Here is a 14112-nt window from a genome sequence, read left to right as displayed (position 1 = left end):
GCGCACAGGCAATATTTGACTCAGGAAGTAGACGCATGGGTAAAGCAAAGAAACATGAAAAACAGTGAAATGAACTGGCGCTTTACGACGGAAGACGCCCGCATTAAATTAAAACATCTTTATCCGTCATTTTAAGGTGGACGATGTACTAGAATCCTCTATTCAGTTGGATGATGTTTAGAATGCACTGTTCTTCCTTTTTGGCAAGGCGCAATGAGGCGTAATAACGCGTTATTGCAACGAATCGCAACGCAGCAAAAAAGGAAGAACAGTGTGCTATAAGCTGAGGTGGCCCACCCTTTTGGTGAGTATAAAAAAATATTAGTCTTACTTCATAAGATTGGCCATAGTTGTAGCGATTAGCTGAGGATTTTAGTTAAACGCTGTCTGGTGGTAGTAAATGACTCGCCTGAAAAACGCAAACCAACGTTTATCTGTGTTATTGTTTCTGTCTTTCAATTAACGCTGTTTTACCAGCATACAGTCCAGCAGCAGCCACCCGCTTTCCTTGTTTAATTCAAAAACTTTATGACTGAAGCTTTTCTCGCCGTTATAGCCGGTTTGATACTGCTCGCCTGGAGCGCCGACCGTTTTATTGAGGGTGCTGCCATTACCGCTCGTTATTTCGGCATGCCGCCGCTGCTGATCGGCATGGTGATTGTCGGTTTTGGCACTTCCGCACCCGAGATAGTGGTGTCCGCGCACGCCGCTGTTCAGGGAAATCCGGGTATCGCGCTCGGCAATGCTTATGGTTCCAACATCACCAATATCGCGCTGATTCTGGGGCTTACAGCAATGATCAGTCCCATCGTCGTCCAATCTCAGGTATTGCGTAAGGAGCTTCCGGTGCTTGCGGCTGTAACGGCGCTGGCCGCCTTGCAACTTCAAAACGGCGAGATTTCCCGTGGTGACGCAGGCGTGCTGCTCGGCGTATTCGGTGCGCTGATGTCCTGGGCCATCTGGCAGAGCCTGCAAAAAAAAACCGATGCACTGGGCACGGAGATCGAGCAGGAACTGAAATCCCAGACCATGCCCATCCGTCGCGCTTTTTTCTGGCTGGTCATTGGACTGGTGCTGCTGATCGTCAGCTCCCGCATGCTGGTCTGGGGGGCAGTGGCCATCGCACAGGGCTTTGGTGTCAGCGATCTGATCATCGGCCTGACCATCGTCGCGATCGGCACCTCGCTGCCCGAACTGGCCTCGTCGATCATTGCCACCCGCAAGGGGGAACACGACATTGCGCTCGGCAATGTCATCGGGTCCAACCTGTTCAACACTCTGGCTGTCGTCGGCATCGCCGGCATGATTCATCCGATGATGGTGGAAGCGGACGTGCTTAGCCGGGACATTCCCGTCATGGGCGCATTAACGCTATCGTTGTTTGTCATCGGCTACGGATTCCGGGGACCCGGTCGCATCAACCGTATCGAAGGCACTTTACTGCTGACCTGCTATATTGGTTATAACACCTATCTGGTCACCACAACGTTTGGTTAGGGCGTGAACACGCCACCGGTTGGTGGCCGGTGGCTTCAGGTTACGGATCAAAGCCGGGCTAACCAGCCATTCGGCCGATAGCCTAGCCATATCACCTCAAAATCATTACCCGGTTCTGACGGTTGTCAATAGCGGAGCTAAGAATAATGGAATGGACGCCCACTACCCTAAACAACATCAATGTGCCAAAGTGATGACGCAGTTAAGCCCGATAAAAATCATGCGGTATGTATAATACTCAAGTGTTGTATCGGTGGAAAATGGGCAGGCAAATGTAAAATCAAGCGGATAGAAAAAATTACGACATATTTGCCTCGACAGCCGCTTAAGGTCAAATCATTTTTAAACTTCCATCAGGCATGACGGTTGCCGCTGTAAAATCAGGCGCCGGAGGTTTTCACGCTTTGCGAGTCAATCAAACCGTAGTTCGGCGTCGCTTTTTTGGCGTTTTTTTTCGATACTTCCGGTTCAATTGATCCATCGCCTTTTCCCAAACGCCACGGCGGTTCCATTGGCTATAGTGATCGTAAACCGTTTTCCACGGGGGAAACTCCCTGGGTAACAGCCGCCACTGTACTCCGGTCTTATTCAGATAGAAAATGGCGTTGACAATAGTGCGCTTGGCATGCTTTGCACCTGCGCCGCCTCGATTATCCGCCGGATCAAAAAAATGTTTGATTAACTCCCATTCCTCATCAGAAACATCACTGTCATACATCATCTTAATAAATAACTTTATATTAAAACCCGTATTCTATGATAAATAACGCGTTTTTGATCAGACGGCTTCTTATTATCCCCGCAAAAGCACAGCTATTGATTATCTTTCAACTGCATAATCCTGCGACGATCGCGCTTTGTTGGCCGTCCCCTTGTATAAAAGGGTGTGGGCTGTGCCTTTAGGCGCTCAGCTATTATTTCACGCTGCCTGCAACTTTCTTCTGTCTCGCGATACAATTGCTGCGCAATTGCAGCCGAGCCTCGCTTATTACTTAATGCCAGCACTTCAATTTCATACTTATAGTTTCCGATCTGGATTGTCAACATATCTCCCGCCGCCAACACTTTCGCTGGCTTAACCCGGTCACTGTTTAAGTGAATTTTGCCACGCTCGATAGCCTCAGCTGCGAGGGAGCGCGTCTTAAAAAAACGGGCAGCGAACAACCATTTATCGAGTCGGAATTTTTCTTGCGCGTCCGTTTTACCTGCTTTTTGCATACAATTTAATCAGCCGGTCTGGTTTCTATGAGTATCTGATTTTCCAGTGTCTTATGAACCGGGCACAGACTTGCGATTTCGAGCATGCGTTTCCGTTGCCGATCATCTAGTTGGCCTGTCAACTTAATGCTGCGCGTTATTTTATCAACAAGCGTTTCCTGTTTTTCACACGCGGCGCAATCATCTACATGCACCCGGCTGTGGTATAGCTCGACTTCAATGGCCCCCACATCAAGTTGTTTACGGTTGGCGTACATTCGTAGTGTCATTGACGTACAGCTTCCCAGTGCAGCCAGTAGCAATTCATAAGGATTGGCACCTTTATCCGCGCCGCCCATGTGAACAGGCTCATCACTGATTAAACGATGGTTCGTCGTAATAATTTCGCGCGTAAATTTTTTATTGCATTCTTTAACGATTACAGTACCTTCTTTTACAGTGGTTTCAGACTCCTCTGAACCAGCATTTTTGATATTTGACTCATCCAAATAATGACTGGCCCAGGCTGACAGCACCGTCGCAACATATTGCGCATCTTGTGAACGGGTTAACAGATGATCAGCGCGATCGAGTGAAACAAAACTCTTTGGATGTCTGGCAGCCCCATAAATACGTGCCGCTTCATCAATCGACACTACCTGATCGAGCGGTGAATGAAATATTAGCAATGCTTTGTTAAGCTGTTGAAGATGTTCCAGCGAGTTATAACTTTCCAGATCTTCGACAAACTGTTTTTTTATCGTAAAGTCACGCCCACCCAGTTGAACACGCGCTGTATTGTTTTCCAGAATTTTCTGATGCGCGTCCACAAATAACCCATTAACATGCCCCGCTGACGCAGGTGCTCCAATGGTTATCACCGCCTTAACAGATTGCAATTGCTGTGCTGCAGCTAATACCGCAGCACCTCCAAGGCTATGCCCTATCAATAAGCTGGGTGCAGAAAAATTTTCTTTCAGAAAATCTGCTGCAGCAATTAGATCCTGAATATTTGAGGAAAAATTAGTATTTGAGAATTCACCTTCGCTACTACCTAAGCCCGTAAAATCAAATCTTAATACTGCAATTCCCTGCCTTGCGAGCGCGCGTGCAATATAACTTGCCGCCCGGCTGTCTTTGGAACAGGTAAAACAGTGTGCAAAAATTGCATAACACTTTATCTGTTCATCTGGTATTTCCAGTATTCCCGAGAGTGATTCTTTATTTTTGTTCTGGAAAACCGCTTTTTTACTTGCCATAACACACCTCTACTTCATTGGAAAGATTTATTTGCATATTCCAGCCAGCCTGGATATTCCATCAGTTACTGGCATTTAAACGCTGAACTGTTTTGGATTAAACCCGCTCGCGACCGCAGACACAGTTATTCTGCGGCATAGAGAGCATGTGCATTCAATTCAAGACAGGGCAGGTTAGAAACCAGTCAGTGGACCCGTTGATACAAACTCAAACTGTACTTTCGTTAGAATTCCATACAAACCAATAAACATAATAATTACAGGCCAAAATCTTGCGTATTGATGCAATATTTCTGGCTTTGCATATCCAACTGTATTCACTGGTAACCTGCCTATCGAATACTCGAGGTATTCGACGGTTTTCTTTTAACATGTTCTCAAAAGTATTCAGCGTCTGCTCCAAATTATTGCCATCCGGTTACTTCATAACCTTTTTCCGATAGACAGCGGCTCACGAAATTGGCATATGCCTGGTTAGGCTGCGCCGGTCTGGCTGCATAGAAGATGCTTCTAAGCAAGCCCCACACTGCGCCACTGGCCGCCCCGACCAGAGAGCCTGTTCCTGCAGAACCGGTAATGGCACCGCCCACTGCACCGCTTGCGGCGCCGACACCTGCGCCCATCGCCGTGTTAGCCGCTACATTACCGGCTGCGCCGCCACCCTGGCGCGCACCTGCCGATTCTGCCAGTTGCTCGCAATATGCGATGTCCTGTTCGGCAACTTCATCCCCCACGGATTGATAGTGCGCGTTTGGATACAAAACCGGCCCCGTACCGGCACATGCGGACAGCCATAATACTACTGCCCCTGTCGTTAGCATCTTCATTGCTTTCATTGGATTACTTCTCTCCTTTGTTTCCTGGTGAGTACAAAGAGTTTGACTCTGTTCAGCAGGAAAAATTGTGTACCAGGCGCTTACTGAATAGGTATAAATTATTTTGGTGCAAATAAGCAGCAATGAAACGCAAACGGCAGCTTCTACACAGACCTGACAAAAAGCCCAGTGCGTTGCAAAAGAAACTGCCGTATTACTTTTCTAAAATGGTAACTAACTTAGGAGTCGTTCATAAATAACTGTAACACCTGGATCGCATCTGGCGGGCACACTGCGGCGTTGTTCGTCGTCGCCATAATTTGTATGACTCATCCTCTCGTCTTGCATTGCACCCCGCCAGACGCGCCCAATTGCCACACTTATTTATTCGCGGTTCCTTAGGTTCTAAAACCTGAAATTGTACTGGACATAGAAAAGATCTGGATTAATACCCGGCCTTTGATTCTCTATAAAATTACCGGAGAATAATTTTGAGTATCCCACCAATACGTCATGATGCCGTGCCACATGAATATTCACCAGAAAATCGATACCATCGCCGACATGGCTGCCGGATTGTCCTGTTGGATCGCCAAGCAGCGCCACGCCGCCAGCGTTATATAAAAAATCCCGCTTGTTGGCCAGATAATACCGATGGTACTGGGCAAGAAAAGTCATCCAGCGTTTTGGATGCAATGTCAACTGCGCATTAAAGTCGTGAATATTCTGTCGGCCGATCAAATCGATATAGCCCAGATAGTAATGCCCGAATGGAAACAGCTGATTAAAGGTATTCACGTTACCGTCCTGCGGATTGCCATCGCCAGAGGCAAAATCATAGCGTAGCCAGAGAACCGGATTCAGCGGCATCTGGAAATCGTAGCCCAGACCGGTCGCCACAGAAAAAGCAGACACATCCAGGTTAGCCCATTGGCCGAACTGGTACATACCTTCAATTTCGTACAGAATCTGGTTGTAATCGCCTACGACACGCCCTCCCAGTGTATGCACATTGGAATCGCCAAGCATCGTCGTTCTGCCTGGCGCGACGCTTTGCACAATATCGGTGCTTCCCAAGAAAACACCTCCGGTGGGACGATTGTCATTCAGGCTCAGAAAATATAAATCGATCAAGTGGTCTTTGTCATGTTTGTAAGTAGTCCACAAACCAAAAAAGTCGCGTCTTCTGTCCCAGTTATCGAACTCGCCTTTTTCCGTTTTCATCGGACGCACCCAGAACGCGTCAATATCCCATTTTTCGTTACGCCAGAACGATTTAATACCCTGAAATGTTCTACGGGTATTGGCCCAGTCCAGCGTTGAAATCAACCGCTGAGAACCAAAAATCAGTTCCTGGCGTCCGAAACGGAAATATAACGGGCTGTTATATACATTACCTACTTTATAATCAGCAAATAAGTTCAGAATATCCGTGTGGTTTCTATCGATACCGAGTGGCGCCAGTTCCGGGTCGAAAGAACGCGCGTCAATAAACTCAGCAAATAACCGGAGATCGTCCCGATACCACAAATCAGCGTGAAAGCGCGTACGAATCAGGTGATAATCATTATTTCTGCCAGCAGCGTTCAAACGGCTGTCGGTTTCATGCATGTAGCGGTACCAAAAACTGCCGCCGAAAGAGAGTAACCAGTCATTGCCGATATGGATACGTTTGACGGGATCGAAAATGTCTTTTTCATGGTCCGGATTTTCCAGATACCGAAAATCGATATCGTATGCAGAAGTCGGCATTAGCGCAAACGGCGGATACGGTGATACCGGTCTGGTGGCGCGAATGTTACCGGTCACTTGGTCCCATAGCGAGTAATACCCTCTTCCAGGATCAGAGTAGTATTCAGGCTGCACGTCCGCAAGCAAATCCATGATGGACGCATAACCCGCCCGTGCAGGCGGTTTGACAAACATGCCTGGCCTTGGCATGGGCCTGACCGGCGGCACCCTGGCCCAATCAGACTTTGACCAGCTGGGTTCGGTATCAACAACCGTTCCAGCGCTCGGACTATTGGTTGCATGTGCCTGATGAACCAGCCCCCCCATACCTGCAGTAAACAAACCAAGCACCAGCAACCACCTGGAAAAGCCTGCCATCAGGCTGGCCTTCGATCTGGCTGAAAAAACCATTAATAAAGCTAAACGGATAGGCGAATTCATTTAGAAAGAACTCCTGTTGTTACACATATCTGAAGATCATCAGCCTAAGCTGTATTATTGAAATTGAATTGTTTTGATTTGGCGTTACGCATGTTACAGCGATACACATTTTTTTCCGCCTGCGGAAATAATGGCGCGCATGCCTTTTTATTGATTTGATTGAAACCAATCACAATCCAATTGATTGTTTGCGCAGCCAATTTTACCTGAAAGACTTATAAAGCTACTTGAATTAATTGATTCTTTTGTAACACAGGCGATGCAAGCGATTTCACATCGACACTATGTACCTGTGCACGACAACTAAATTGCTGATATTATTAAGTTAAATAAATATGCGTTTTTTGTGGTATAAATACAACGGACGAGCCGCTTAAAATTGCTTCTTAATGGAGAAGATCGATATCAACCGAAAATGACTACGGTTATCTTCATCAACAGGGCAATCGGGCTTAAATTGCACCAATAATTTTTAGCAAGTAATCATTGCTCCAACCAGCCTTTAGCCGTTTTGTTTTTACGCCAACCCTGGATGCTTTTTCTTGTCAGCTACTACTAATTTAATTTAGCAACTACTTTCCCATGATAAATACCTTATTCCTGTTTCTGGTATGCCTTCCGGCCCTGTTCGCTGTAGTATGGGCTCACCACCGCATAAGTGCCCACTCACGTAGCACCCGCTGGATAACAAGAGGTTTCCTGATTGTGGCAGGCCTTGCCTTCGGCTGGGTAATGGCTTTTGTATACACGGAAAATCAGGGATTGGAACAAGCTCTTATCTTTATCAGTTCATTCGGTGTGGTTCACGTGCCGGCTGCCTTTATATTGCAGCTGAAGCACTGGCGCGGAAACGAGTCGGATGAAGACTGAGGTTTCATTCATAAGATCTTGGATAGCGTGAAAGCTGAAATTCTTTCACAGAACCTGTCTGGTTAAAAATCAAACGCATTTAGCGATTGTAATTTGAATCATGGCAATACGGACCATATTCTCAGCGGAATTGGCGAGAATTTCGGAACCTTTGGACAAGCGTCTGAAATTCCCAAGCCATGCAAAGACTCGCTCGACTATCTACCGCACTGGCAGAACAGCAAAGGTGTCTTTGATTTTTTGGAGATATGCAGCTTGAGTTGTAACGTATTCTCTACAAATTCAACAGCTGTGCCGCGATACCCGGTGTCTCCTGAAAATGCTTTAATCGTCGGATATTTCTCGGCTGTACTCCTCAATACATCGCAACCGGCCCTGGTATCATGCACGTTAGCAGCATGCACAATTACCTGAACAGGATTTCCCATCGTATCCACCACAATATGGCGTTTGCACCCTTTGGTTTTCTTGCCGCCGTCAAACCCGCGTCCCTCACTGGCACCGGAGATTCTCACGCTTTGCGAGTCAATCAAGCCATAACTCGGCGTCGCTTTTTTGCCGTTTTTTTTCGATGCTCCCGATTCAATTGATCGATCACTTTTTCCCAAACGCCACCGCGATTCCATTGGCTATAGTGATCGTAAACCGTTTTCCAGGGCGGAAATCCCTGGGCAACAGTCGCCACTGGACTCCGGTCTTATTCAGATAGAAAATGGCATTAACAATAGTTCGCTTGGCATGCTTTTGACCAGACGGCTTCTAAACTGGAAATAGTTCAGAAGCATATTTGAAAATGACCTGAAATTCGGCAAAATCGCGGCAGAACAAATTTGCCGTGGGTTTCGCTCAGCGGTGCTATAAAAAATTACAGTGACAAAAATATTAGGTGGGAGTCCGTCCCATTGGGCTAGCTATGGATCTGGATAACCTTATTCGTGATTGCTATTCATTTTGTTAAAATCAACATTTTGTTGCAATCACAAGGAAAAATATGGCAGCCAATACCCGCAAAACCACGAGAAAATTACAACGTAAAACCAAGGCCGAACTCAAGTTGTCGCGTTCGAGTGCGCCGGATAATTTTACGGTAGTGGAATGGCAGCGAGGGCTGCGGCGTCAGTTTGGCCGGACACAGCAATTTGATCTGGTTAATCAGGGAACAGAAAAATTTTTTACTGATTTCAAGGTTGTTAATCCGGTCTCAAACCGCAGTTATCGGGTCGCGATTCGCGGCTCGCGGCCGGGTGATAATTTTTGTGCCTGTCCGGATTATGCTACTAATGAACTGGGTACCTGTAAACATATCGAATTTGTGCTTGCCAAACTGGAGAAAATACGCGGTTTTAAAACGGTATTTGCACGTGGTTACCAGCCAGTTTTTTCTGAGCTGTATCTTCGTTACGATAACGGACGAACGGTGCATTTTCGTCCCGGGATCGATTGCCCGGAAAAACTGCTGGACAAGGCGCGTAAGCTGTTTGATGAAGATGCAGGTTGGTGTTTGGCGGTACAACGCTATGGAGAGTTGGATAAATTTATTAAGGCAGCGGCTAAATGTGCCCATGAACTTCGTGCTTATGATGATGCGCTGGATCATGTCGCCGGTTTGCGAGATACCGAGAAACGGCTGCAGTTATTAAACCAGGCCTTTCCATTGGGGGCAGAAGATCCGCAATGGAAGAAATTACTGAAAGTGCCGCTGTATCCGTATCAGAAAGAAGGTGTTTTATTTGCGGTGCGGGCCGGAAGAGCCTTGATCGGTGATGAAATGGGGCTTGGGAAAACCATACAGGCAATTGCGGTTACGGAAATACTGGCACGTTATTTTGACGTCAGCAAAGTGCTGGTGGTATGTCCGACTTCGTTGAAGTATCAATGGCAGAGCGAGAATAAACGCTTTGCCGGGCGTGAGTCGTTGGTAATCAGTGGCAATCCGGCCAAACGTCGCAAACAGTATCAGCAGGATGATTTTTGCAAAATCACCAATTATGAGAAGCTACATGCCGATCTGGATTTGATAGAGGACTGGGCGCCTGAACTGGTGATCGTTGATGAAGCACAGCGGATAAAAAATTGGAACACCATTGCCTCGCGCGCACTCAAGCGAATTAACAGTCCCTATGCAGTGGTGCTAACCGGCACACCACTGGAAAACAAGCTGGAAGAGCTGATTTCGCTGGTGCAGTTTGTCGATCAATATCGACTGGGGCCGACTTGGAAATTGTTGCATGAACACCAACAAAAAGATGAAACCGGCAAGGTCACAGGCTATGTTGGCTTGGACAAAATTGGCAAAACATTGTCGCCAGTGATGATACGCCGACTGAAATCTGATGTTTTATTACAATTGCCTGAGCGGTCGGATCAGAATATTCTTCTGCCTATGACCGCACAGCAACAACAGTGGCATCAGGAAAATGCTGAAGTTGTTGCTCGTATTGTGGCGCGTTGGAGCCGTAATAAATATTTGTCTGAGACCGACCAGCGTCGATTGACTTGTGCGCTGCAGAATATGCGTATGTCGTGTAACAGCACCTATTTATTAGATCAGGAAACTGATCATGGCACTAAAGCCGATGAACTGATGATGCTGTTTGACGATTTGTTCGAGCACCCACAAAACAAGGTAGTGGTGTTCAGTCAGTGGGCGCGCATGCAAGATATTTTGATTCGTCGTCTCAAGGAACGCGGTACCGGCTATATCAGTTTTCATGGTGGCATTGCATCCGAGAAGCGTCCCAAGCTGATTCGACAGTTTAAGGAAGATGCTGATTGCAAAGTATTTTTGTCAACAGATGCTGGCGCAATCGGACTGAACCTGCAGTTTGCCAACACACTGGTTAATATGGACTTACCGTGGAATCCGGCATTATTGGAGCAGCGTATTGCTCGTATTCACCGTATGGGGCAACCGGATAAAGTACAGGTAGTTAATTTTGTTGCCAAAGGTTCGATAGAAGAAAGCATGCTGTCATTGTTGTCATTCAAACGTTCGTTATCGGCAGGTATTTTGGATGGAGGCAATGCTGAAATTTCGTTGGGTGGATCACGTTTGAAACGCTTTATGCAGGATGTGGAAAATGTGACAACCAGTATGAGGGACAGCGATCCGCTAGATCAAGCTGAACAATCATCGGCACAACAAGGAGCATTTTACGAATCAAAAGAAGAAGGCTGCAGCGAGGCGGCTGCTCCAGCCAACTCAAGTCAAGCGTCAAAGACAACGGCAACAGCATCGACTGCTACTGATCCTTGGCAGGCAATTGCTCAAATTGGTGGGCAGTTTGTTGCTGCTTTGGCATCAGCGCATAACCCTGATGTCCCTGTGCACCCCTGGATTGAACGTGATGAACAAACCGGAAACAGTCATTTGAAGATTCCCGTTCCTCCACCTGAAACCACGCGGCAACTGGCAGATACCTTTGCCGCGTTGGCGGAAATGCTGCGTAAGTAAGTTACTCAGTTGTTGCAGGGAGAGAAACTTGCAAAACTCAATAAATAAGTGGAATTACTGGCCCGAACGGCCAAAAAAATGAAAGCAGCCTGTCCATAAGTGATAAAGCTGAATTGTCAAAAACTCGAAAAAGATCAACAAATGAAAGACTGCATGAGACTTTATCACAAACCTGGCGAAATATACAAAGCTCGTTATTCCCCTGGTTATCAGAAGAATCAGATCCATTATGCTTTGTCCCGCTTTTAGTCTTCAATCTTAACAATTGATGGGATAGGTATACCCAGATTTTGGAAAAAATGATGATAAACCCCATAACGACACAAAATCAGAACTATCGATCAAAAAAAAACGGCCTTATAGGAAAATGCCGAACTTTTTGCGGTTAGCGCGTGATAATTTTACAAGAGGCTCAATGAGCATAATATCTTATTTTTTAGTAAAAAAGCTTATTCGATTTTGAAAGCAAGACTCGGAGTGTTTAGTAACTGTAGTTTGTTAAATTAGCCTGTAGATAACATACAAAAGGAGACTAATATGCCGAAGCTGATCAACGCAGATTATTTTGAAGCGGATGATGAATCCCGGTGGCAGGCTGTACTTGACCGAGATCATACCGCCGATGGCCACTTTTATTACTCAGTTAAATCTACGGGTGTCTATTGCAGGCCATCTTGCCCGACACGCGCGGCCAAACGAGAAAACGTACGATTTCATCTCAACCGAGAAGAAGCAGAATTAGCTGGTTTTCGTCCTTGCAAACGCTGCAAGCCCGGTCAACCTTCCTTGCGTGAGCAGCATATTAAGAAAGTTACAGAAATCTGCCGATTGCTGGAAACAGCGGAATGCGAGCCCAGTCTCAGCGAATTAGCGGCTATTGCTGGACTTAGTCCTTTTTATTTCCACAGAATTTTTAGAGTTATCACCGGGTTAACGCCCAAAGCCTATGCAACGGCCCAGCGTAATCACCGGGTTCGAAAACAATTAACAAAAAATAAATCTGTTACCACTGCTATCTATGATGCCGGTTACAATTCCAGCAGTCGTTTCTATGAGAAATCTCCGCAGTTATTAGGTATGACGCCGTCCGACTATCGTTCTGGCGGTCCCGATAGCCGAATTCGTTTTGCCTTGGGTGAATGCTCGCTCGGTTCTATTTTGGCAGCAGCCAGTGACATTGGAATCTGCGCCATTGCATTGGGTGACGATCCAGATCTCCTGGCGCGAGAATTACAAGATCGCTTCCCTCAAGCAGAATTCATTGGCGGAGATAGTGAGTTTGAACAGTGGATTGCCAAAGTGATTGGTTTCGTCGAAGCGCCGGCCATTGGCCTGGACTTACCACTTGACATGAGAGGCACCGCGTTTCAACAAAGGGTCTGGCAGGCTCTAAGGCAAATTCCGGCAGGTGAAAAAGTCAGCTATACGGACATTGCCCAGCGCATCGGTGCGCCCAAAGCTGTACGCGCCGTAGCTGGCGCATGTGCGGCTAACACGTTGGCAGTAGCGATCCCTTGTCATCGCGTAGTACGTACCGATGGAAATTTGTCCGGCTATCGCTGGGGTGTAGAACGCAAAGCTAAATTATTGCTGCGGGAGCAGCAATCATGAATACTTGTCTAATTTCGTGCACATTGCCACTACCTGCCAAGTACCGAACAACCGATATCCTGTCTTTTCATGCACGTGATGCTCAGGGAATAGCCGAAACCGTAACTGTTGATCGCTTGCAGAAAGGAATTATATGGCAAGGCTCGCCTGCCTGCTTGACAATTCAATTTTTATCCCAGTGTGCTGAAGTAAGGCTGAATATCGATTATCCATCGATTTCAATTAACACGGACAAATTACCCGAATTGGCTGTTCGGATGCTTGGATTAAATCAGCCCATTGATAGATTTGAAGGAAGTGTCAGTCAACATCCTCAGCTTGCTAATTTAATCAACAGACAAACTGGATTAAGAGTGCCTATCGCAGCATCAGCATTTGAAGCCTTAAGTTGGGCAATCACCGGGCAACACATTAGTGTTGCCGCCGCCATTTCATTGCGCCGTAAATTAATTCAGTTAGCCGGACTTCAGCATTCCGGTGGTTTATATTGCTACCCGGATGCATTACATATAGCGAATTTACGCATCATTGACTTGCGTCAAATAGGGTTTTCTCAAAACAAAGCACAAACTTTGCTAACTGTAAGCCAGTTAATTGTTTCAGGTGATTTGGAATTGCACAACCATCAAAAAGAACCGCCGGTGAAACAAATCTCTCAGCAATTATTGAAGATTCGTGGTATAGGCCCTTGGACTGTCAATTATGTGTCATTACGCGGCTATGGTTGTCTGAATAGTTCGTTGCATGGCGATTCCGCAGTCCGTAGAGGCTTACAGATATTAATGAGCTATGTCGAACCGCCAAATGAAGATCAGACCCGACGATGGCTGGAAAATTTTTCGCCGTGGCGAGCGCTAGTGGCTGCTCATTTGTGGCTTTTAACTTCCATTACGGAGTGAAAAGACATGCATGAGATTAAAAACTTAGAAGCTCTATCATGGCCATATTGTTAATATCAATGAGATAAAGGAACGACAATGAAAGGCCAAGAAATGACTCTGATAGATTGGTAAAAACAGTACGGTACAGAAGAAGGCTGCGTGCAGGCATTAATAGAGTGACGCTGGCCGGAAGGTTTTCACTGCCCGTGCTGTGGTCACGATGGTGGTTACAGTATTAAGACGCGTGGCTATTGGGAATGCAGTCAATGCCACAAACAAACCTCATTAACGGCAGGCACCTTGTTTCATTCAACCAATCTGCCACTAACCAAGTGGTTTTGGGCAATTTACCTGGT

The 14112-nt window shown here is 46.5% G+C and carries 11 protein-coding genes and 3 pseudogenes; 7 read left to right on the top strand and 7 right to left on the bottom strand.

Going from position 1 to position 14112, the window contains the following annotated elements:
• Positions 1–135: pseudogene (locus BMY60_RS13325) on the top strand (IS630 family transposase); the annotation flags it as partial.
• A gap of 393 nt (positions 136–528) precedes the next feature.
• A complete protein-coding gene (locus BMY60_RS13320; RefSeq protein ID WP_090334299.1) occupies positions 529–1497 on the top strand; it encodes a calcium/sodium antiporter in 969 nt (322 codons plus the stop codon).
• Between the two features lie 415 nt (positions 1498–1912).
• Here the strand turns inward: BMY60_RS13320 and BMY60_RS13315 are convergent, their stop codons facing one another.
• The 5 genes from BMY60_RS13315 to BMY60_RS13295 all read right to left on the bottom strand — a co-directional run bounded on the left by BMY60_RS13315 (position 1913) and on the right by BMY60_RS13295 (position 6940).
• Complete coding sequence (locus tag BMY60_RS13315) at positions 1913–2218, bottom strand: transposase (RefSeq protein ID WP_090334297.1); 306 nt, start codon at positions 2216–2218, stop codon at positions 1913–1915.
• A gap of 92 nt (positions 2219–2310) precedes the next feature.
• Positions 2311–2715, bottom strand: a complete 405-nt coding sequence (locus BMY60_RS13310) for an RNA-binding S4 domain-containing protein (protein ID WP_090334296.1) — start codon at positions 2713–2715, stop codon at positions 2311–2313.
• Positions 2716–2720: 5 nt separating this feature from the next.
• Positions 2721–3953, bottom strand: coding sequence for a bifunctional alpha/beta hydrolase/OsmC family protein (locus tag BMY60_RS13305; protein WP_090334294.1), 1233 nt, complete (start codon positions 3951–3953; stop codon positions 2721–2723).
• Between the two features lie 404 nt (positions 3954–4357).
• Positions 4358–4789: a glycine zipper family protein gene (locus BMY60_RS13300; RefSeq protein WP_090334293.1), complete on the bottom strand. Its 432-nt coding sequence runs from the start codon at positions 4787–4789 to the stop codon at positions 4358–4360.
• 384 nt (positions 4790–5173) lie between these two features.
• Positions 5174–6940, bottom strand: coding sequence for an alginate export family protein (locus BMY60_RS13295; protein ID WP_090334291.1), 1767 nt, complete (start codon positions 6938–6940; stop codon positions 5174–5176).
• 705 nt (positions 6941–7645) lie between these two features.
• On the opposite strand from BMY60_RS13295, the gene BMY60_RS15845 reads away from it, so the two are divergent.
• Entirely contained in the window at positions 7646–7810 is a 165-nt protein-coding gene (locus BMY60_RS15845; RefSeq protein ID WP_177166683.1) for a hypothetical protein, read from the top strand.
• 197 nt (positions 7811–8007) lie between these two features.
• Here the strand turns inward: BMY60_RS15845 and BMY60_RS13290 are convergent, their stop codons facing one another.
• Together BMY60_RS13290 and BMY60_RS16750 are read right to left on the bottom strand one after the other, a co-directional pair.
• A complete protein-coding gene (locus BMY60_RS13290) occupies positions 8008–8436 on the bottom strand; it encodes a transposase (protein WP_090334290.1) in 429 nt (142 codons plus the stop codon).
• Positions 8405–8545: pseudogene (locus BMY60_RS16750) on the bottom strand (transposase); the annotation flags it as partial. The gene BMY60_RS13290 and the pseudogene BMY60_RS16750, both read right to left, overlap by 32 nt.
• Positions 8546–8801: 256 nt before the next feature.
• Here BMY60_RS16750 and BMY60_RS13280 point away from each other — a divergent pair.
• From BMY60_RS13280 to BMY60_RS13265, 4 genes and pseudogenes are all read left to right on the top strand, one after another.
• Positions 8802–11264 carry a DEAD/DEAH box helicase gene (locus BMY60_RS13280; RefSeq protein ID WP_090334287.1) on the top strand — a complete coding sequence of 821 codons (2463 nt, stop codon included), beginning with the start codon at positions 8802–8804 and terminating at the stop codon, positions 11262–11264.
• A 537-nt stretch (positions 11265–11801) separates the two neighbouring features.
• Positions 11802–12875 carry a bifunctional DNA-binding transcriptional regulator/O6-methylguanine-DNA methyltransferase Ada gene (gene ada, locus BMY60_RS13275; protein ID WP_090334285.1) on the top strand — a complete coding sequence of 358 codons (1074 nt, stop codon included), beginning with the start codon at positions 11802–11804 and terminating at the stop codon, positions 12873–12875.
• A 116-nt stretch (positions 12876–12991) separates the two neighbouring features.
• Positions 12992–13774, top strand: a complete 783-nt coding sequence (locus tag BMY60_RS13270) for a DNA-3-methyladenine glycosylase family protein (RefSeq protein ID WP_256250847.1) — start codon at positions 12992–12994, stop codon at positions 13772–13774.
• A gap of 141 nt (positions 13775–13915) precedes the next feature.
• Positions 13916–14112 (top strand): annotated as a pseudogene (locus tag BMY60_RS13265) (transposase); the annotation flags it as partial.

This window comes from Nitrosomonas sp. Nm51 (assembly GCF_900111165.1).
Lineage (GTDB): Bacteria > Pseudomonadota > Gammaproteobacteria > Burkholderiales > Nitrosomonadaceae > Nitrosomonas.
The sequence above is the reverse complement of the archived record's forward strand: the minus strand, read 5'-3'. Positions and strand labels throughout refer to the sequence as shown.